Origin of the sequence: Peribacillus muralis (assembly GCF_001645685.2) — a bacterium.
Lineage (GTDB): Bacteria > Bacillota > Bacilli > Bacillales > DSM-1321 > Peribacillus > Peribacillus muralis_A.
In genome coordinates this window covers 4,297,327-4,317,250 of sequence record NZ_CP017080.1, presented here as the reverse complement: position 1 = coordinate 4,317,250, position 19,924 = coordinate 4,297,327, and the positions used below count along the sequence as shown (strand labels likewise).

13 protein-coding genes, 22 tRNA genes and 3 rRNA genes are annotated in these 19,924 nt (G+C 47.1%); 32 read left to right on the top strand and 6 right to left on the bottom strand.

The features are described 5' to 3' along the window. Positions 1–273: 273 nt before the first annotated feature. On the top strand, positions 274–438 hold the full coding sequence (locus tag ABE28_RS25310; RefSeq protein ID WP_156775864.1) for a hypothetical protein: 165 nt from the start codon (positions 274–276) through the stop codon (positions 436–438). 141 nt (positions 439–579) lie between these two features. Here the strand turns inward: ABE28_RS25310 and ABE28_RS20985 are convergent, their stop codons facing one another. Next, positions 580–810, bottom strand: a complete 231-nt coding sequence (locus ABE28_RS20985; protein ID WP_064462504.1) for a helix-turn-helix domain-containing protein — start codon at positions 808–810, stop codon at positions 580–582. A 291-nt stretch (positions 811–1,101) separates the two neighbouring features. Here ABE28_RS20985 and ABE28_RS20980 point away from each other — a divergent pair, with 291 nt between their 5' ends. Both ABE28_RS20980 and ABE28_RS20975 read left to right on the top strand, forming a co-directional pair. After that, entirely contained in the window at positions 1,102–1,497 is a 396-nt protein-coding gene (locus ABE28_RS20980) for a VOC family protein (protein WP_064462505.1), read from the top strand. A gap of 146 nt (positions 1,498–1,643) precedes the next feature. Further along, complete coding sequence (locus ABE28_RS20975; RefSeq protein WP_373921306.1) at positions 1,644–2,840, top strand: aminotransferase-like domain-containing protein; 1,197 nt, start codon at positions 1,644–1,646, stop codon at positions 2,838–2,840. A 673-nt stretch (positions 2,841–3,513) separates the two neighbouring features. Here ABE28_RS20975 and ABE28_RS20970 read toward each other — a convergent pair. Beyond that, positions 3,514–3,586, bottom strand: a tRNA-Ala gene (locus ABE28_RS20970). Positions 3,587–3,701: 115 nt separating this feature from the next. Further along, entirely contained in the window at positions 3,702–4,409 is a 708-nt protein-coding gene (locus tag ABE28_RS20965; RefSeq protein ID WP_064462506.1) for an MgtC/SapB family protein, read from the bottom strand. A 155-nt stretch (positions 4,410–4,564) separates the two neighbouring features. On the opposite strand from ABE28_RS20965, the gene ABE28_RS20960 reads away from it, so the two are divergent. Then, complete coding sequence (locus tag ABE28_RS20960) at positions 4,565–5,470, top strand: DMT family transporter (protein WP_064462507.1); 906 nt, start codon at positions 4,565–4,567, stop codon at positions 5,468–5,470. Positions 5,471–5,502: 32 nt separating this feature from the next. On the opposite strand, the gene ABE28_RS20955 is transcribed toward ABE28_RS20960, so the two are convergent. Then, entirely contained in the window at positions 5,503–5,688 is a 186-nt protein-coding gene (locus ABE28_RS20955; RefSeq protein WP_064462508.1) for a hypothetical protein, read from the bottom strand. Positions 5,689–6,085: 397 nt separating this feature from the next. On the opposite strand from ABE28_RS20955, the gene ABE28_RS20945 reads away from it, so the two are divergent. From ABE28_RS20945 to ABE28_RS20830, 24 genes are all read left to right on the top strand, one after another. Continuing rightward, positions 6,086–7,636: ribosomal RNA gene (locus tag ABE28_RS20945) — 16S ribosomal RNA — on the top strand. A gap of 171 nt (positions 7,637–7,807) precedes the next feature. Next, positions 7,808–10,740: ribosomal RNA gene (locus tag ABE28_RS20940) — 23S ribosomal RNA — on the top strand. Positions 10,741–10,857: 117 nt separating this feature from the next. Then, positions 10,858–10,973: ribosomal RNA gene (rrf, locus tag ABE28_RS20935) — 5S ribosomal RNA — on the top strand. Together the 16S, 23S and 5S rRNA genes with 21 tRNA genes alongside form the textbook arrangement of a ribosomal RNA operon. Positions 10,974–10,983: 10 nt before the next feature. Then, a tRNA-Val gene (locus ABE28_RS20930) sits at positions 10,984–11,059 on the top strand. A 10-nt stretch (positions 11,060–11,069) separates the two neighbouring features. After that, a tRNA-Thr gene (locus ABE28_RS20925) sits at positions 11,070–11,145 on the top strand. Positions 11,146–11,167: 22 nt separating this feature from the next. Then, positions 11,168–11,243 (top strand) — tRNA-Lys (locus ABE28_RS20920). Positions 11,244–11,252: 9 nt separating this feature from the next. Next, positions 11,253–11,334, top strand: a tRNA-Leu gene (locus ABE28_RS20915). Between the two features lie 8 nt (positions 11,335–11,342). Continuing rightward, positions 11,343–11,417 (top strand) — tRNA-Gly (locus ABE28_RS20910). Positions 11,418–11,429: 12 nt separating this feature from the next. Continuing rightward, positions 11,430–11,518, top strand: a tRNA-Leu gene (locus ABE28_RS20905). A 10-nt stretch (positions 11,519–11,528) separates the two neighbouring features. After that, a tRNA-Arg gene (locus tag ABE28_RS20900) sits at positions 11,529–11,605 on the top strand. 9 nt (positions 11,606–11,614) lie between these two features. Continuing rightward, positions 11,615–11,691, top strand: a tRNA-Pro gene (locus tag ABE28_RS20895). An 18-nt stretch (positions 11,692–11,709) separates the two neighbouring features. Further along, positions 11,710–11,785: transfer RNA gene (locus ABE28_RS20890), tRNA-Ala, on the top strand. A 28-nt stretch (positions 11,786–11,813) separates the two neighbouring features. Beyond that, positions 11,814–11,890 (top strand) — tRNA-Met (locus tag ABE28_RS20885). A gap of 10 nt (positions 11,891–11,900) precedes the next feature. Further along, positions 11,901–11,977, top strand: a tRNA-Ile gene (locus ABE28_RS20880). A gap of 22 nt (positions 11,978–11,999) precedes the next feature. Next, a tRNA-Ser gene (locus ABE28_RS20875) sits at positions 12,000–12,092 on the top strand. A 101-nt stretch (positions 12,093–12,193) separates the two neighbouring features. Next, positions 12,194–12,267: transfer RNA gene (locus ABE28_RS20870), tRNA-Met, on the top strand. A 6-nt stretch (positions 12,268–12,273) separates the two neighbouring features. After that, a tRNA-Asp gene (locus ABE28_RS20865) sits at positions 12,274–12,349 on the top strand. A gap of 23 nt (positions 12,350–12,372) precedes the next feature. Continuing rightward, positions 12,373–12,445 (top strand) — tRNA-Phe (locus ABE28_RS20860). 33 nt (positions 12,446–12,478) lie between these two features. After that, positions 12,479–12,554: transfer RNA gene (locus tag ABE28_RS20855), tRNA-His, on the top strand. Between the two features lie 4 nt (positions 12,555–12,558). After that, positions 12,559–12,632, top strand: a tRNA-Gly gene (locus ABE28_RS20850). 5 nt (positions 12,633–12,637) lie between these two features. Next, positions 12,638–12,714: transfer RNA gene (locus ABE28_RS20845), tRNA-Ile, on the top strand. Between the two features lie 12 nt (positions 12,715–12,726). Then, positions 12,727–12,801: transfer RNA gene (locus tag ABE28_RS20840), tRNA-Asn, on the top strand. A 1-nt stretch (position 12,802) separates the two neighbouring features. Next, positions 12,803–12,893 (top strand) — tRNA-Ser (locus ABE28_RS20835). A 3-nt stretch (positions 12,894–12,896) separates the two neighbouring features. After that, a tRNA-Glu gene (locus ABE28_RS20830) sits at positions 12,897–12,968 on the top strand. 44 nt (positions 12,969–13,012) lie between these two features. On the opposite strand, the gene ABE28_RS20825 is transcribed toward ABE28_RS20830, so the two are convergent. Both ABE28_RS20825 and ABE28_RS20820 read right to left on the bottom strand, forming a co-directional pair. Next, complete coding sequence (locus tag ABE28_RS20825; RefSeq protein ID WP_064462627.1) at positions 13,013–13,762, bottom strand: TraR/DksA C4-type zinc finger protein; 750 nt, start codon at positions 13,760–13,762, stop codon at positions 13,013–13,015. 145 nt (positions 13,763–13,907) lie between these two features. Next, on the bottom strand, positions 13,908–14,828 hold the full coding sequence (locus ABE28_RS20820; RefSeq protein ID WP_064462628.1) for a 1,4-dihydroxy-2-naphthoate polyprenyltransferase: 921 nt from the start codon (positions 14,826–14,828) through the stop codon (positions 13,908–13,910). Between the two features lie 297 nt (positions 14,829–15,125). Between ABE28_RS20820 and ABE28_RS20815 the strand changes: the two genes are divergently transcribed. Genes ABE28_RS20815 through menB form a run of 4 tightly spaced genes read left to right on the top strand, consistent with a single transcriptional unit; the run spans position 15,126 to position 19,917 of the window. Next, positions 15,126–16,535 (top strand): isochorismate synthase, encoded by a 1,410-nt coding sequence (locus tag ABE28_RS20815; RefSeq protein WP_064462629.1) that lies wholly within the window; start codon positions 15,126–15,128, stop codon positions 16,533–16,535. Beyond that, positions 16,528–18,279, top strand: a complete 1,752-nt coding sequence (menD, locus tag ABE28_RS20810; protein ID WP_064462630.1) for a 2-succinyl-5-enolpyruvyl-6-hydroxy-3-cyclohexene-1-carboxylic-acid synthase — start codon at positions 16,528–16,530, stop codon at positions 18,277–18,279. The genes ABE28_RS20815 and menD overlap by 8 nt, the downstream gene beginning before the upstream one ends. Next, positions 18,252–19,085, top strand: a complete 834-nt coding sequence (gene menH / locus ABE28_RS20805; protein WP_257390652.1) for a 2-succinyl-6-hydroxy-2,4-cyclohexadiene-1-carboxylate synthase — start codon at positions 18,252–18,254, stop codon at positions 19,083–19,085. Before menD ends, menH begins: the two co-directional genes overlap by 28 nt. A 13-nt stretch (positions 19,086–19,098) precedes the next feature. Then, on the top strand, positions 19,099–19,917 hold the full coding sequence (menB, locus tag ABE28_RS20800; protein ID WP_061142091.1) for a 1,4-dihydroxy-2-naphthoyl-CoA synthase: 819 nt from the start codon (positions 19,099–19,101) through the stop codon (positions 19,915–19,917). Positions 19,918–19,924: the final 7 nt, after the last annotated feature.

Genomic DNA, 19,924 nt, shown 5'->3' with positions numbered 1-19,924 from the left:
AATAATTCTGTCTCCTGTTTGTTGGTTTTGGACAAATGAAAGGGTTTTCAAGTGACGTGATTATATCGTATGGGAGGGAAGGGAAGGTTTATATTTTCAGATAAAGTGAAACGCTAGAATAGGTAATCCAAAATGGCGGGGGAGACCGAGGTGGAAGCTCGACCATATTCATCCAATACGTTATAATGAACCTTATTTATTTAATAAGCAGGCATGTTGTGGTTACTGGGGGATGTAAAATAAATCGCATCGGCAAGCGGGGGAGGACAAGGAATGGGTGCTGTATTAGAGGAACTTAGAGAAACGACGGGATTGATCATCGGGTTAATATTGGTTTTGATAGCAATGGGGCTGATCGGCTATGCGCTCAACAATGTACGTGAAACCATAGTGTCACCCATTGTTAAGTTCATAAAGAAAGTGATGGGTCGAAAATAGTTGCAGCTAATGCATAAGCACTTGTCCTTAAGTGACAATGGAATTCCTGCTTGAAGATGTGCTGCTTTATTAAAGTAATGAAAGCGCAAAAAAAACCCTAGAATGGATTTCAGGGTTTTTTCCGTTATGGAGCATGGCGTATTATATATCGAAATAATCGTCTGACTTTGCATGGGGCTCAATACTCCGAATCGCCTTCATGATTTTCTTTAATACTCCCGCTGATGGTACATACTTCGGGTCGCTGCAAACCCTGCTTATCGTATTGCGTGATATTCCGGACGCCACTACAAATTCCTCTTGTGAATACCCATGCTTATCAATGAATTTTCCAATCTTGCTGCGAGGCTTTCCCTTCAAGAATCTGAACATATCGATAACCTCCTGGATTTTATTTACTAGCAGTCTCGTCCAACTTTCACAAAAATATACGCATAGTTTCACAAATTGTTGGTATTCCGTGTTAAAGGATGGGACCACGTCAGCGAAAAGGCAGAAGTTGAAATCGGAGTTGCTCTAAAGCTATGAGCGTGTATATAAAAGAGTGTTAATTAAACGTTTGATTAATATTTATCTGATTATTGAATTTATTAACCTATCATTTATAATGATAAATAAGATATCGTTACTACCCTATTAATTGTGTGAAAACAGGAGGGAAACATGGGAAGATTAGTTCATTTCGAAATTCATGTGAATGATATGGAACGCGCAAAGAAGTTTTATGGAGAGGTATTCGGATGGTCATTTCAAGATTGGAGCGATTATGCCGGAATGCCTTACTTTGGAGCCGTAACGGGCGATGACAATGAACCAGGGGTCAATGGAGCCTTGATGCAGCGTCAAAGTGCACCACCGGAAACAAACCAAGCGTTAAATGCATTTGCATGTACAATGGGAGTGGGGAATTACGATGTAACGGAAGCGAAAATCATTGAGCATGGCGGCAAGGTTTCCATGCCTAAATACGCCCTGCCAGGAATGGCCTGGCAAGGATACTATACGGATACCGAAGGCAATGTATTCGGGATACATCAACCCGATGTGAATGCAAAATAGATTCGTTGCATTAAAGGTGGAGAAAGGCGGATGAACTGCCTTTTTTTATTTTTTTGCTTAAACTGTCTCCATAAGTGAATTTGAGTTGAAAACGGCTAATGACAATCCATGAAAATGACTAAAATCAAGGTTTGACGGAGGGGTGTATGGTTGAAGTGAATGTTGGATCTTATTTTTCGGAAAATAGTAAAACGGCACTAAAGAATGAACCGCCCGGTGCTTGGATGCCAAATTTGCCAGATGGTTGTATTCGCTTGAGTTCAGGCTATCCAGATCCAGCCTTGATTCCTGCTGAGGGGATTAAAGCAGCTGTAGCCAGACTTCTCGATGAAGAGCACGATTTGCCTCTCCATTATCTCGGAAGCCCGAGAATGGCAAGATTAAAGCAGCAAATCCAGAGAAGGCTGGCAGAACGCGGGATTTGCGTGGTAGAGGAGCAGCTTTTGATCACTTCAGGTGCCTGTCAGGCGATCGATCTGATTGCCCGCATCCTCCTCGATGAGGAAGCGGTCGTAGCTGTAGAATCGCCTACCTATATGGAGGCTTTGGAGATTTTTCAAAACTATACGAAGCAGATCGTTAGTATACCTATAGATGAAAAAGGAATTCAAACGGACAGGTTAAAAGAAATGCTGGATGAAAGGAAACGAAAAGGTCTGACTCTCCCCCGCTTTTTATATACCATACCGACCTTTCAGAATCCGACAGGAACGACGATGATCACTGAACGCCGGGAGCATTTATTGGAGCTTTCCGCCGAGTTTGATTTCCTCATTTTAGAGGATGATGCGTACGGGGAATTATCCTTTGATAAAAACCCACCGCCCATTAAATCCTTGGATAAAAGTGGACGAGTCCTCCACGTTGGCTCATTATCCAAAGTGGTGGCACCTGGAATGCGAATTGGATGGATAACGGGAGACAGTGCGTTCATTAAGGCGTTAGAGTGGTTTAAAAAAGATTTAGATCATCCTTTTTCACAAAGTACAATGGCTGTATACTTGGAAAATACGAATTTCGAGAAACGGCTGCACCTTCTAAAGGATGTGTATCGTGCCAAATGTGCCGTGTTACTCCGTGCGCTGGAACAATTTCTTCCTGACTCCGTTTCCTGGTATGTGCCAGCTGGCGGTTATTTTGTATGGGTGAGGATTCCCGGCGTTGATACGTCTGAATTATTATCGCAGTCTCTGGCTGAGGGGGTTTCATATGTTCCGGGTAAATACTTCTTCTTGAATCAAAAGGATGGAACCGAGTTTCTGAGGCTCTCCTTCAGTTATGCCAATGAGAAAGAAATAATGGAGGGAATTCAAAGGTTGGGGAAGGTTATTGCCCCTTTTTAATACGGATACGCCTACTCCTTAAACAGGGTAGGTTGTTTGTTCATTGAAATTGAGCGGAAAGTTGTACTTGGTTGTAATACTTTAAAAGAAGAAGTTACTCACGATTTCAAATGGTCTTATGGAATTAACAGAATACCATGAGACAATAATCAATGAATCGCTACCAGCTTTCGTTCATACGGCCAAAAGCTTTAAAGTATATTCATAATAACCAGGTGGTGTTGAAAAATGAAGGTAAACCAGGACATGTTGAAGCTTAGATATACGTCCCGAGTTGTACAAGAGGTACAAAAAAGGTTGAACATTCCGGAGAGGGAAGCAGAGGATCGCCTACAATAAATTAATGGATAGTGACCCGAAATTTGTCATGCATTATCCAGCTATAGTATGGGTAGACTCTAGATTACCTCTGTCTCTCAGCGCAAACCCACAAGATACCCCGATGAGGGCGTACGTTCCTTGTCCAAACAAAAAATGAATTTCAAGATTAAATGAGCTTAATGATTATGAGCAAATTCAACTTTAAATCCGGCCATCTTTCTGCCTGAATATTCTACGATGGTGCGGCAATTGGATATGTAGCACCGGTATTGTTTCAAGTTCCCGCCGCGACTTTTTTCGGTGGTATATAAACAGGAAAAAAACCCTTGAATATCAAGGGTTTTTTTAAGTATGGAGCATAGCGGGATCGAACCGCTGACCTCTACGCTGCCAGCGTAGCGCTCTCCCAGCTGAGCTAATGCCCCGGGTTAAGGTACAATAATTATTTTAGCGGATTTTCAGGAAAAGTCAATATAAAAAAAAGATATTTTAAAAAAAGATGAAAAAAACCGTTTGAGGGGAGCTGGACGGTTTTTTTCATTACGCATTTTCGATCTCTACCCGCGCGATTTCCTTAAGGGTCGAGACGGTATAATATACATCCGAGGTCCGGACTTTATTGTCGACCAATACTTTGAGTGTCAATAGGTGGTGACCTTCTGCAACATCCTTGATTCTTAGGTTTTTTATGAAGATCTTTTCATCTTTAATTTTTTTTAGGACGATTGCGATGTCTTCTTTATTTTGCACGACCAGCTGCAGGAAGATTTCCTTTTGCCGTAATTTCATCGGTCCGAGCCATGTGACGATTGCGGGAACCAATTCAACACTTATGATCAATAGGATGACACCGGCTATCGCTTCGAGAAAGAATCCTGCTCCAACGGCAATTCCAATTCCGGCCGCTCCCCAAATGATGGCTGCGGTCGTTAAACCGGATATGCTGTTATTGTCACGGCGGAGAATGACGCCTGCCCCGATGAAGCCGACTCCAGACACAATTTGAGCGGCTAGCCGCAAAGGGTCCATCGTAATGTTTACGTGGTCACTCCCTGGGAATTTATAAGCGGATTCCATTGAAACGATCGTCAGTAAACAGCTGACGATGGAAATGACCAGGCTTGTTTTTAAGCCAACAGGCTTCCGTTTCATTTCCCGCTCAAGTCCGATAATGAGTCCAAGGAGAGCTGAAATCCCCAATTTGATCAGGATTTGCAGTTCAGATTGAGGATCGAATGTCCATTCCATGTTGTTTCACCACTTCCGAACTATTATCGAAGAATAAGAGCAAATGTTTCATCTATTTACATATATCCTTTTTTCAAAAAAGCTTACTTCAATGATTTTAACATAGTAGAATAGACTTCATCGAGAGATAATCCATTTCGAAAGGAGGAACGTGCATGCAAATGCCAAAAATCAATCCTTATGCAGCGTTGGCAATTGGGGTGGCATCTGTTTCGTTTTCCGCCATCCTGGTGAAATTGGCGACTGCTCCGTCAGGTGTTATAGCATTTTACCGTTTATTGTTTACCGTTCTTTTCATGCTGCCTGTTTTCTTGTTGAAATACCGCCATGAGCTGGCATTCATCGAAAAAAGGGACTGGCTGTATTCGGTTGCGTCAGGAGTGTTTCTGGCATTTCATTTTATTTTATGGTTTGAATCACTGAATTACACATCGGTCGCAAGTTCCACTGTGCTTGTCACTCTACAGCCTTTATTCGCCTTTGTTGGGGCGTACTTCTTCTTTAAAGAAAGATTTTCTATGAAGGCGATATTGAGCGGCATCATTGCGATTGCCGGCAGTCTTGTCATCAGCTGGGGAGATTTGAGAATAAGCGGCATGGCATTTTGGGGTGACATTCTTTCGCTTATTGCATGTGCACTGGTAACCGGTTATTTACTATTTGGACAAAATGTTAGAAAACGCATATCTTCTATAACGTATACATTTGTCGTTTATGCAATCAGTGCCGCCACTTTGTTTCTATATGTGATCTTCAAGGGAGAGCCGCTGGCACCATATCCGGCTGCCGATTGGATGTATTTCATTCTCCTTGCCATTTTCCCTACTTTATTAGGTCATTCATTATTCAATTGGTCATTAAAATGGTTGAGCACTTCCACCATTTCAATGGGGATATTACTGGAGCCGGTCGGAGCAACGATTTTGGCTTACTTCATATTAGATGAACCTATTCTATGGACGCAGGTTATCGGGGGTACGGTCATATTGGCCGGTTTGATGATATTCCTAAGGGATGAACGGAAAAGCAAGGTGCTTAAAGAATCCGCAGTCTCCGTATGAAGGCAGTAAGTCGTTCTGACTTACTGCCTTATTCAATAAGGGTGAAACAGATAGGTGATTCTGGTGAAAATCATAGCGAAAGTAAAACTGAATAAGAAAGTCGAACCATTCACCTTGCCCTTTTCTCTGCTGAACCTGATGGCTTCATAAAAAGCAGTACTGAATAAGTAAAGGGCCATACTGTAGGAAATGAGTAATCCGATTAATGATAGATTCATTGCTTCACCTCATGGGAAAAAGATATCTTTCTATGCATATGAGCGTTTGGATGGTAATATGCTTCAAGTCATACTTGCCTATCATTAATGAAAAAAGGAAGGTGGACAGGAAATTATCATTTTTGAAAAAAAGTTTTAAAAACGTATTGCAAAGCTTATTTGTACATGGTATATTATTTCTTGTCGCTAAGACAGCAACACAAACGGCTAACAAGCTTTTGAAAAAAACTTCAAAAAAGTTGTTGACGAAACGTGACACAATATGTTACTTTATAGAGGTCGCTTCTGGAAGAAACGACAACAAATTGCTCTTTGAAAACTGAACAAAACAAAGCGCCAACGTTAAATTTTAAGTGAGCACACACTATCAAAAAAGCAAATGAGCAAGTCAAACATTTCTTCGGAGAGTTTGATCCTGGCTCAGGACGAACGCTGGCGGCGTGCCTAATACATGCAAGTCGAGCGAATGGATGGGAGCTTGCTCCCTGAAGTTAGCGGCGGACGGGTGAGTAACACGTGGGCAACCTGCCTATAAGACTGGGATAACTTCGGGAAACCGGAGCTAATACCGGATACGTTCTTTTCTCGCATGAGGGAAGATGGAAAGACGGTTTACGCTGTCACTTATAGATGGGCCCGCGGCGCATTAGCTAGTTGGTGAGGTAATGGCTCACCAAGGCGACGATGCGTAGCCGACCTGAGAGGGTGATCGGCCACACTGGGACTGAGACACGGCCCAGACTCCTACGGGAGGCAGCAGTAGGGAATCTTCCGCAATGGACGAAAGTCTGACGGAGCAACGCCGCGTGAACGAAGAAGGCCTTCGGGTCGTAAAGTTCTGTTGTTAGGGAAGAACAAGTACCAGAGTAACTGCTGGTACCTTGACGGTACCTAACCAGAAAGCCACGGCTAACTACGTGCCAGCAGCCGCGGTAATACGTAGGTGGCAAGCGTTGTCCGGAATTATTGGGCGTAAAGCGCGCGCAGGTGGTTCCTTAAGTCTGATGTGAAAGCCCACGGCTCAACCGTGGAGGGTCATTGGAAACTGGGGGACTTGAGTGCAGAAGAGGAAAGTGGAATTCCAAGTGTAGCGGTGAAATGCGTAGAGATTTGGAGGAACACCAGTGGCGAAGGCGACTTTCTGGTCTGTAACTGACACTGAGGCGCGAAAGCGTGGGGAGCAAACAGGATTAGATACCCTGGTAGTCCACGCCGTAAACGATGAGTGCTAAGTGTTAGAGGGTTTCCGCCCTTTAGTGCTGCAGCTAACGCATTAAGCACTCCGCCTGGGGAGTACGGCCGCAAGGCTGAAACTCAAAGGAATTGACGGGGGCCCGCACAAGCGGTGGAGCATGTGGTTTAATTCGAAGCAACGCGAAGAACCTTACCAGGTCTTGACATCCTCTGACAACCCTAGAGATAGGGCGTTCCCCTTCGGGGGACAGAGTGACAGGTGGTGCATGGTTGTCGTCAGCTCGTGTCGTGAGATGTTGGGTTAAGTCCCGCAACGAGCGCAACCCTTGATCTTAGTTGCCAGCATTCAGTTGGGCACTCTAAGGTGACTGCCGGTGACAAACCGGAGGAAGGTGGGGATGACGTCAAATCATCATGCCCCTTATGACCTGGGCTACACACGTGCTACAATGGATGGTACAAAGGGCTGCGAACCTGCGAAGGTAAGCGAATCCCATAAAGCCATTCTCAGTTCGGATTGCAGGCTGCAACTCGCCTGCATGAAGCCGGAATCGCTAGTAATCGCGGATCAGCATGCCGCGGTGAATACGTTCCCGGGCCTTGTACACACCGCCCGTCACACCACGAGAGTTTGTAACACCCGAAGTCGGTGAGGTAACCTTCATGGAGCCAGCCGCCTAAGGTGGGACAGATGATTGGGGTGAAGTCGTAACAAGGTAGCCGTATCGGAAGGTGCGGCTGGATCACCTCCTTTCTAAGGATAATACGAGTGCGCTTTTGTTTTGTTCAGTTTTGAATGAGTAATTCATTCAATCACGGAAGAAGCATCACGTTGTGATGGGTTCTCTCCACTTTGTTCCTTGAAAACTAGATAATAGATAGAAGGCAATTAATTTTTTCAAAGCATCTGTAAGACTTTTTTAACGGTTAAGTTAGAAAGGGCGCACGGTGGATGCCTTGGCACTAGGAGCCGATGAAGGACGGGACTAACACCGATATGCTTCGGGGAGCTGTAAGTAAGCTTTGATCCGGAGATTTCCGAATGGGGAAACCCACTGTTCGTAATGGAACAGTATCTTTACCTGAATACATAGGGTACTGAAGGCAGACCCGGGGAACTGAAACATCTAAGTACCCGGAGGAAGAGAAAGCAAATGCGATTTCCTGAGTAGCGGCGAGCGAAACGGAATTAGCCCAAACCAAGAGGCTTGCCTCTTGGGGTTGTAGGACACTCAACATGGAGTTACAAAGGAACGGGGTAAATGAAGCGATCTGGAAAGGTCCGTCAAAGAAGGTAAAAACCCTGTAGTTGAAACTTCGTTCCCTCCTGAGTGGATCCTGAGTACGGCGGGACACGAGAAATCCCGTCGGAAGCAGGGAGGACCATCTCCCAAGGCTAAATACTCCCTAGTGACCGATAGTGAACCAGTACCGTGAGGGAAAGGTGAAAAGCACCCCGGAAGGGGAGTGAAATAGATCCTGAAACCGTGTGCCTACAAGTAGTCAGAGCCCGTTAATGGGTAATGGCGTGCCTTTTGTAGAATGAACCGGCGAGTTACGATTTCATGCGAGGTTAAGTTGATGAGACGGAGCCGCAGCGAAAGCGAGTCTGAATAGGGCGAATGAGTATGAGGTCGTAGACCCGAAACCAGGTGATCTACCCATGTCCAGGGTGAAGTTCAGGTAACACTGAATGGAGGCCCGAACCCACGCACGTTGAAAAGTGCGGGGATGAGGTGTGGGTAGCGGAGAAATTCCAATCGAACCTGGAGATAGCTGGTTCTCTCCGAAATAGCTTTAGGGCTAGCCTCAAGATGAGAGTATTGGAGGTAGAGCACTGATTGGACTAGGGGCCCCCAACGGGTTACCGAATTCAGTCAAACTCCGAATGCCAAATACTTATTCTTGGGAGTCAGACTGCGAGTGATAAGATCCGTAGTCGAAAGGGAAACAGCCCAGACCACCAGCTAAGGTCCCAAAGTATACGTTAAGTGGAAAAGGATGTGGAGTTGCTTAGACAACCAGGATGTTGGCTTAGAAGCAGCCACCATTTAAAGAGTGCGTAATAGCTCACTGGTCGAGTGACTCCGCGCCGAAAATGTACCGGGGCTAAACGTATCACCGAAGCTGTGGATTGACACCATTAGGTGTCGATGGTAGGAGAGCGTTCTAAGGGCGTTGAAGTCAGACCGGAAGGACTGGTGGAGCGCTTAGAAGTGAGAATGCCGGTATGAGTAGCGAAAGAAGGGTGAGAATCCCTTCCACCGAATGCCTAAGGTTTCCTGAGGAAGGCTCGTCCGCTCAGGGTTAGTCGGGACCTAAGCCGAGGCCGAAAGGCGTAGGCGATGGACAACAGGTTGATATTCCTGTACCACCTATACATCGTTTGAACGATGGGGGGACGCAGAAGGATAGGGTAAGCGCGCTGTTGGATATGCGCGTCCAAGCAGTTAGGCCGGAAACGAGGCAAATCCCGTTTCCATCAAGGCGGAGCTGTGATGGCGAGGGAAATATAGTACCGAAGTTCCTGATTCCACGCTGCCAAGAAAAGCCTCTAGTGAGATGTAAGGTGCCCGTACCGCAAACCGACACAGGTAGGCGAGGAGAGAATCCTAAGGTGTGCGAGAGAACTCTCGTTAAGGAACTCGGCAAAATGACCCCGTAACTTCGGGAGAAGGGGTGCTTTTTAGGGTGAATAGCCCAGAAAAGCCGCAGTGAATAGGCCCAGGCGACTGTTTAGCAAAAACACAGGTCTCTGCGAAGCCGCAAGGCGAAGTATAGGGGCTGACACCTGCCCGGTGCTGGAAGGTTAAGGGGAGAGGTTAGCGCAAGCGAAGCTTTGAACCGAAGCCCCAGTAAACGGCGGCCGTAACTATAACGGTCCTAAGGTAGCGAAATTCCTTGTCGGGTAAGTTCCGACCCGCACGAAAGGTGTAACGATCTGGGCACTGTCTCAACGAGAGACTCGGTGAAATTATAGTACCTGTGAAGATGCAGGTTACCCGCGACAGGACGGAAAGACCCCGTGGAGCTTTACTGCAGCCTGATATTGAATTTTGGTACAGCTTGTACAGGATAGGTAGGAGCCTGAGAAGCCGGAGCGCTAGCTTCGGTGGAGGCGTTGGTGGGATACTACCCTGGCTGTATTGAAATTCTAACCCGCGCCCCTTATCGGGGTGGGAGACAGTGTCAGGTGGGCAGTTTGACTGGGGCGGTCGCCTCCTAAAGAGTAACGGAGGCGCCCAAAGGTTCCCTCAGAATGGTTGGAAATCATTCGTAGAGTGTAAAGGCACAAGGGAGCTTGACTGCGAGACCTACAAGTCGAGCAGGGACGAAAGTCGGGCTTAGTGATCCGGTGGTTCCGCATGGAAGGGCCATCGCTCAACGGATAAAAGCTACCCCGGGGATAACAGGCTTATCTCCCCCAAGAGTCCACATCGACGGGGAGGTTTGGCACCTCGATGTCGGCTCATCGCATCCTGGGGCTGTAGTCGGTCCCAAGGGTTGGGCTGTTCGCCCATTAAAGCGGTACGCGAGCTGGGTTCAGAACGTCGTGAGACAGTTCGGTCCCTATCCGTCGCGGGCGCAGGAAATTTGAGAGGAGCTGTCCTTAGTACGAGAGGACCGGGATGGACGCACCGCTGGTGTACCAGTTGTCTTGCCAAAGGCATAGCTGGGTAGCTACGTGCGGACGGGATAAGTGCTGAAAGCATCTAAGCATGAAGCCCCCCTCAAGATGAGATTTCCCATGGCGCAAGCTAGTAAGATCCCTGAAAGATGATCAGGTTGATAGGTCAGAGGTGGAAGCGTGGCGACATGTGGAGCTGACTGATACTAATAGATCGAGGACTTAACCAACGCTTTAAAAAATGAAATACCTTCTTATTATCTAGTTTTGAAGGAATGAAAATTTCTTCTTGCGTTTTCTCAAAAAGACGTTATAATAATATATGTCTTGAAAAAATGTAAACAATGTTTGGTGACGATAGCGAAGAGGTCACACCCGTTCCCATTCCGAACACGGCAGTTAAGCTCTTCAGCGCCGATGGTAGTTGGGGGTCTCCCCCTGTGAGAGTAGGACGTCGCCAAGCAGTTACATATGGAGGATTAGCTCAGCTGGGAGAGCATCTGCCTTACAAGCAGAGGGTCGGCGGTTCGATCCCGTCATCCTCCACCATTTTACACCTGCCGGTGTAGCTCAACTGGTAGAGCAACTGACTTGTAATCAGTAGGTTGGGGGTTCAAGTCCTCTTGCCGGCACCATTCATTCTAGCAGTACAAGCACGAGCCATTAGCTCAGTTGGTAGAGCATCTGACTTTTAATCAGAGGGTCGAAGGTTCGAATCCTTCATGGCTCACCATTTTATCATGCGGGTGTGGCGGAATTGGCAGACGCACCAGACTTAGGATCTGGCGCCGCAAGGCGTGGGGGTTCAAGTCCCTTCACCCGCATCTTTCATGCGGAAGTAGTTCAGTGGTAGAATACAACCTTGCCAAGGTTGGGGTCGCGGGTTCGAATCCCGTCTTCCGCTCCACTTTTCTTATGTGCCGGGGTGGCGGAACTGGCAGACGCACAGGACTTAAAATCCTGCGGTAGGTGACTACCGTACCGGTTCGATTCCGGTCCTCGGCACCATCTTATATATGCGCCCGTAGCTCAATTGGATAGAGCATCTGACTACGAATCAGAAGGTTGTAGGTTCGACTCCCGCCGGGCGCACCATTTTTTTTGCGGGAAGTAGCTCAGCTTGGTAGAGCACTTGGTTTGGGACCAAGGGGTCGCAGGTTCGAATCCTGTCTTCCCGACCACGTGATTTTTAAAAGAATGGGGCCTTAGCTCAGCTGGGAGAGCGCCTGCCTTGCACGCAGGAGGTCAGCGGTTCGATCCCGCTAGGCTCCACCATTTTTCAATCAGAAACTTATATTATATTGGCGGTGTAGCTCAGCTGGCTAGAGCGTACGGTTCATACCCGTGAGGTCGGGGGTTCGATCCCCTCCGCCGCTACCAATAAATATAAGGACCTTTAGCTCAGCTGGTTAGAGCAGACGGCTCATAACCGTCCGGTCGTAGGTTCGAGTCCTACAAGGTCCACCATATGCATTTTTTTCAAAGCCATGGAGGTATACCCAAGTTCGGCTGAAGGGATCGGTCTTGAAAACCGACAGGGGAGTCAAATCCCGCGGGGGTTCGAATCCCTCTACCTCCTCCATTTTTTTAATAGCAGCAAGTTGTTTTGAAACAACCTTACATAGAGGAAGCGAAGAAACGATATACACGAAAACTTGATGCTAATCGTTCCATTATTACCGTCGCGGGGTGGAGCAGTCCGGTAGCTCGTCGGGCTCATAACCCGAAGGTCGCAGGTTCAAATCCTGTCCCCGCAATTATTAGGTCCCGTGGTGTAGCGGTTAACATGCCTGCCTGTCACGCAGGAGATCGCGGGTTCGATTCCCGTCGGGACCGCCATTTTTAAAATTTAATACATTTGTGGCTCAGTAGCTCAGTCGGTAGAGCAAAGGACTGAAAATCCTTGTGTCGGCGGTTCGATTCCGTCCTGAGCCACCTTTATTGCAAAATTCCTTGCAATATATTACGGCGGTTGTGGCGAAGTGGTTAACGCACCTGATTGTGGTTCAGGCATTCGTGGGTTCGATTCCCATCAGTCGCCCCATTTCGCGGGTGTAGTTTAGTGGTAAAACCTCAGCCTTCCAAGCTGATGATGAGGGTTCGATTCCCTTCACCCGCTCCAAATATGGGCCTATAGCTCAGCTGGTTAGAGCGCACGCCTGATAAGCGTGAGGTCGATGGTTCGAGTCCATTTAGGCCCACCATATTCATATTGTTCCGCAGTAGCTCAGTGGTAGAGCATTCGGCTGTTAACCGAACGGTCGTAGGTTCGAGTCCTACCTGCGGAGCCATGGGGAAGTACTCAAGAGGCTGAAGAGGCGCCCCTGCTAAGGGTGTAGGTCGCGCGAGCGGCGCGAGGGTTCAAATCCCTCCTTCTCCGCCATTTGGCCCGTTGGTCAAGCGGTTAAGACACCGCCCTTTCACGGCGGTAACACGGGTTCGAATCCCGTACGGGTCATAACAAAAAAGGAAGCATACATCATGTATGCTTCTTTTTTTCGTTCATTTCTTTTCATTGATATAACGATCTCTTTGCTTATAAGGGATATCCCCAATGTTGGAATCGATATGTTCAGCTTCCAATGTATCCTCGTATTCCTTTTGTCTTTTATTCGGTATATCCACTCTATTTTTACCTTCAATATCATTTGCGGCAAAGCCTTCATAGTCTTCTGGAAATCCGTTCGTTTCATCTTCGTTTTGATAAAGGTCATTGTAATTGTCATGGTCGCCTGTGTAATCGGATGGCGTTTCGGATGTCCCGAATTTGGCGACTTCACCAAAGCTATCTTCTTTATCGACTATTTCATTTTGATGACGGTTTTCAAAATCATCCCCCTTGGATGGGATCAATATGTCTTCTTCAACTGGGCGATCTTGAGCATTGGTCCGTTCCGGCGTATGCTCGACACAGTAGAGCGTGCTCGGGATGGCTTCAAGCCTTTCCGTAGGGATTTCCTTCTGGCAGGTTTTACAGTGGCCATACGAGCCGTCCTCAATCGCAGTCAATGCTTCTTCGATTTTCTCCATTTCAGATTGGGCATGTTCATCAAGTGCTTGATTGCGCTCCATCTCGAATAATTCGGTGCCCAGGTCAGCTGGATGATTATCATAGGATGATAATTCCCCTACTGATTCCGTCTGGCTTTTATTCAGTACAGTTCCTTCATCATTTTGTATCCTAGTTTCAAGCTCGCTTTTTTCTTGAAGCAGCTCCTTTTTGAATGTTTGTATTTGCTGTTTGGTTGGCATATCCAATTCACTCCTTCTAAAGTACCTATCTATTTTCCCGCTTGTAAGATGGTTGTATTATCTATTACCCGAATTGGTGCATAGGAAAACAAAATGAAACGGAAGATAGAAAAAAGGACTGAGTCGAAAACTCAGTCCTTTCAGGTTAAATGAAATAGCTTATGAATAAACCGATCGCCATGAGCAGACCGAAGAAGGTGTTGGTTTGGGCAGTGGCTTTCATTGCCGGCACCATCGTGATCGGCTGTGTCTTTCCGACGAAGCCCTTGATTGCTTTCATGGCTTTCGGGATGCTTAGGAAGGCAAGGAGAATCCATGCTGTTACGCTTCCGGTAACGACTAAGCCAATCAGCCATAGGTAGGAAAAGGCAAACATGATGGCCATGAAGGTCAATGCGTTTTTCCTGCCCATCACGACAGGCATCGTTTTCCGTCCATGTTCCTTATCTCCATCATGGTCACGGAGATTATTCGACAAGTTGATCAATCCGACTAATATTCCGCTTGGTATCGCAATTAAAATGGCGGTGGTGGAAACATATCCGGCTTGAATGTAAAAGGCGATCAAAATGATCAAAAAGCCCATGAACAACCCTGAAAATAGTTCCCCGAAAGGAGTATAAGAGATAGGGAGCGGGCCTCCTGTATACAGATAGCCGACAAGCATGCAAACCAGTCCTACCGCAGCAAGCCACCAAGACGATGCGGCACAAATGTAGATTCCAATTAACAAGGCGATGGCATACATGCCAAGTGCCAAGGTCATGATGAGTTTCGGGGTCATTCCATGGCGTACGATACCGCCGCCGATGCCGACCGATTCCTCGGTATCCAAGCCCCTTTTGAAATCATAGTATTCATTGAATAAGTTCGTTGCAGCCTGGATCAGGATACTGGCAAGCATCATGGCGGCAAATAGCAGCCAATTGACGCCATCTTCCAAAAGCGCGATCACCGTTCCAAGCAAGACCGGGACAAAGGCTGCGGTTAGTGTATGTGGACGAATTAACTCCCACCAAATCTTCCAGGTCCGTTTCATGGGAAGTCCGTCGTATTCTGTTTGCATTGTTTCTCTCCTCAAAATCAGTATTGGTACTCTCGAAAGTATATCAAATATTGAAATGTTGCACAAAAGTTACCCTATTAAGTGTAGGGAAATTGGGGATGTGTGTCAATTGAATGAAGCGGTGTTCCACTTCCAAATTCAAGGATATCACGCTGCATTCGCCAAGATTCATATAATAAGGAAAAAAGCGGGCATGTATCGTTGGGAAAAGGGGCGTTTTATTGACATCAGGTTGACGGGAGGTGTATCTTTAAATAGGTTAAAAAGCTTTTAAAATGTACATTTGGGGGGATTTTTTTGGCTATCTCGGAAGAAACTGAACAGTTTCAGGGGCTGGCTTCAGCTATACAAAAGGCGAAGGACTTGAATGATCAAGTTCTATTCAGTCATATTAAGAAAATTCAATGCACCAACCCCCTTTCATTTTATCAAGCTGGAAGAGAACGGTATGCGGGTGAACGTTTTTTTTGGGAGGACCCTGCAAAGGAAATAACCATCACTGGTTTAGGCAATGTTAAGAAACTCAAAGCGGCAGCGAATGCCGAACGTTATAGAGAAGTCGAAAAGAGCTGGATCAAACTGCAGGAAACTGCTGTCAAAACGGGAGTGACCGATGTAGAGGCGACAGGTCCTCTACTGTTTGGGGGCTTTTCTTTTGATTATGAATCTAACAGTACAATCCTTTGGAACCATTTTGGGGACAACCTGTTTTATATACCTGCCTTCATGCTATCAATAGTGGGGAAACAAGCTTACTTAACGACAAACTTACTTTGTTCGCCTGATGATTCAGAAAAACTCTTCAGAGATATGATAAATGAACGGGAAGCCTTCCTTTCCGAAGGCTTGGATGGTGTGCCATGCGGACCTAACTCCCTTGTTAAGCAGAGGGAGGTGCAGTCTGCGGAATGGAAGCGCACGGTCACCGAAGCGGTAGAGGAAATCAAGACGACAGATCTTGATAAGATAGTATTGGCTAGGGAGCTTCGACTTACATTCGAACACTCCATCGATTCAGGGAAGGTGCTCGAGCAATTGATTGCAGAGCAGCCATTAAGCTATATTTTCAGTTTGGAAGCGGGTGGTGATTGCTTTGTCGGTGCGACTCCCGAACGCTTGATCAAAAAGCAGGGGGATGCTGTTTTTTCTACCTGTCTTGCCGGTTCGATGGGACGTGGGAAAGATCAGCGAGAAGATGTTAGCCTAGGAAATGAATTGCTTCATGACCAAAAGAATTTACAAGAGCACCAATATGTCGTGTCGATGATTTCCAATGCCTTTGATGCTGTATGTGAAAAGGTAGTGATTCCGGACGGACCGGAGCTCATGAAAAACCGTCATATCCAGCATTTGTATACACCGGTTCGCGGTGTTGCAAAGGAAGGTGTTACGATTTTACAGTTTGTTGAGAACCTCCATCCGACACCAGCGATGGGCGGGCTTCCTAAAGGAAAGGCCGTTGTGCGAATTCGGGAAATGGAAGGTCTTGAGCGCGGCTTTTACGCGGGACCTCTAGGCTGGATGGATACGTATGGAAACGGGGAATTCGCTGTAGGAATACGCTCTGCCTTGATACAAGACAATGAGGCTTCGCTATTTGCGGGCTGCGGGGTAGTGGAGGATTCAACTGCCAGCGCAGAGTTCCGGGAAACGGGGATTAAATTCAATCCGATGTTAAGTGCTTTAGGAGGAAATCTTAATGAATGACCGAGATGCATTGACAGCGTATGCTGCTTCATTTGTCGATGAGCTGGCTGAAAACGGGGTGAAGCACGTAGTGGTGAGCCCAGGTTCACGTTCCACCCCGCTTGCTTTATTGCTGGTGGAACATCCTGATATCGAGATTCACATTAATGTGGATGAACGTTCGGCCGCTTTTTTTGCCCTAGGGATGGCTAAGGCCTTAAAAGAACCTGTCGGACTTCTTTGTACGTCCGGTACAGCGGCTGCGAATTTTTACCCGGCCGTCATCGAGGCTTTCCATTCAAGGGTGCCGCTTATTGTACTTACGGCCGATCGACCGCATGAGCTGCGTGATGTAGGTGCCCCACAGGCCATCGATCAGATACATCTGTACGGAAGGCAGGTGAAATGGTTTGTCGAAATGGCTCTTCCGGAAAGTACCGATGAGATGATGCGGTATGCAAGAACGGTCGGTGCAAGGGCAGTGGCTACAGCTGCGGCTCAACCTGCCGGGCCTGTGCATTTGAATTTCCCGCTTCGCGAACCACTGATACCGAATCTTGAGCAAGCGAAGGAATTCAGGCAAAAGCAACCGGCTCCTGCAGTATTGATCGAGAGCGGAATGCGCACACTCTCCGGATCACAAATTGAATCGGTCGCAGCGACTTTGTCACAATCGAAGCAAGGACTGATCGTATGTGGGGAATTGCCGGACCAAGAGATGAAGGAGGCAATCGTCGCACTAGCGGAAACGCTTGCTTTCCCGCTAGTGGCTGATCCACTTTCCCAGCTTAGAAGCGGAAGCAATAACAAGGATGTCATAATTGATGCGTACGATACCTTTCTGCGCGATGAAGCGGCAAAAGCGGCCTTCAGCCCGGATGTGATCATACGCTTCGGTGCCATGCCCGTTTCAAAACCGTTATTGCTATTCATGAAAAAGCAAAAACAGGCGATCACGCTTGTCGTTGATGGCGGTGCAGGCTGGCGCGAACCAGCTGGTTTGGCAACGAACATGATTTACTGTGAGGAGAGGGATTTCTGTCAGCGGGTAGGTGAAAAAATCACCAGTTCCGCTGGCGATGAATGGCTGCGCTTATGGCAGGACGTCAACGGAGCGACGAAGAATGCCTTGGCATCCGTTCACGATGAAGCGGAGTTAAGTGAAGGCAAGCTGTTCGCCCTGCTGGCCGATATGCTGCCGCCGAAATCGACACTGTTTGTCGGAAATAGTATGCCGATACGGGATTTGGATACTTTTTTCATGAATAATGAGAAAGGAATCAAAATCTTGGCGAATCGGGGTGCAAATGGCATTGACGGCGTCGTGTCCACTGCGCTGGGGGTAAGTACGGTCGCAAAGAATACCGTACTGGCAATCGGCGATTTGAGCTTTTTCCATGATATGAATGGCTTGCTTGCGGCCAAGCTGCAAAAGCAGGATATCACGATCTTATTGATTAATAATGATGGGGGCGGCATATTCTCTTTCTTGCCGCAAGCAAATGAGAAGGAACATTTCGAAATGCTTTTCGGAACGCCCCATGGCCTTGATTTTTCCCATACAGCCAAGCTTTATGGCGGTAAATACAGCAAAGTGCAGACCTGGGATGAGCTGAAGAGTGTATTTACGGAGTCTTTTGGCATTCAAGGCTTGAAAATCATCGAGGTACCGACCGAAAGGGAGTCCAACTTGCATAAGCATCGAAATTTGTGGAGTTTTGTTTCCCAGGAAATAAAATGGGTGTTAAACAGGGAAATATCATGAATATTGTCAGCAAGGATGTCACTTATGCTGTTGAAATTACGGGAAATGGGGAGCCTCTCGTACTCTTGCATGGATTTACGGGAAATCGGGATACGTGGAAATTCCTCATTCCAATATTGAGTGAGAGGTATGCGATGATCATGATCGACATCATCGGACATGGCATGTCGACTTCACCCGCCGAGCCAGAACGGTATGAGATGAATCATGTGGCTGAAGATATCGCGCATATCCTCGATGAGCTCCATTTCCCGAAAGCGCATATGCTAGGATATTCGATGGGAGGCAGGCTTGCGCTGGCGTTTGCCAGTTTGTACCCTGAATATGTTGAAACATTGATATTGGAGAGCGCATCTCCCGGCCTTGCAACCGAACAGGAGAGAGGAATCCGCAAGCAAAATGATAAGAAACTCGCCGGGCGGATCCTTGAATTTGGCATGGAAGCATTCGTGGACCATTGGGAAAGCATCCCGCTTTTTGAAAGCCAAAAACATTTACCGGCCAAAACGAGGGAGTCCATCCGGGAGCAGCGGCTGGCAAATGAACCTGCCGGTCTTGCCAATAGCCTCCTCGGCATGGGGACAGGCAGTCAGGCTTCCTACTGGGGGAATCTGCAAACGCTTGATTTTCCCGTCCTACTGCTGACCGGTGAATTCGATCCTAAGTTTTGTGACATTGCCAGCTCGATGGAAAAGAAGCTGAGGAAGGCCGAATGGAAAATAATAAATGGTGCCGGACATGCGATTCATGTGGAAGATGGAGAAAAGTTTGGTAAAATAATAAGTGAGTTTTTAAAGCGAAATTGAAGGAGGAATTTAAATGACGATACAATGGGAAACAATACGCGAGTATGATGAAATTTTATATGAAAAATATAATGGGATTGCGAAAGTTTCGATTAACCGGCCACATGTACATAATGCATTCACGCCAAAAACGACTGCTGAAATGATCGATGCATTCGCAAGGGCACGTGATGATTCCAGCATCGGCGTCATCATTTTAACCGGTGTCGGCGGAAAAGCCTTCTGTTCAGGCGGGGACCAAAAAGTGCGCGGGAATGGCGGATATGTTGGTGAAGATAACATTCCACGCCTAAACGTGCTTGATTTGCAGCGCTTGATCCGCGTGATTCCAAAACCGGTCGTCGCGATGGTGGCAGGTTATGCAATCGGCGGCGGCAATGTCTTGAATGTGGTTTGTGACTTAACGATTGCCGCGGACAATGCCATCTTCGGACAAACCGGACCGAATGTGGGCAGCTTCGATGCTGGCTATGGCTCTGGCTACCTGGCTCGTATCGTTGGGCACAAAAAAGCACGTGAAATTTGGTACCTCTGCCGTCAATACAATGCACAGGAAGCATTGGATATGGGATTGGTCAATACGGTCGTACCTTTGGACCAATTAGAAGCGGAAACAGTGAAATGGTGTGAAGAAATGCTTGAGAAGAGCCCGACTGCACTTCGCTTCCTGAAAGCGGCAATGAATGCTGACACGGATGGTCTTGCAGGTCTTCAACAATTGGCTGGTGATGCTACATTGTTATACTATACAACGGAAGAAGCAAAAGAAGGCCGCGATGCGTTCAAGGAAAAACGCAGTCCGGACTTTGGGCAATTCCCGCGTTTCCCTTAATGAAATG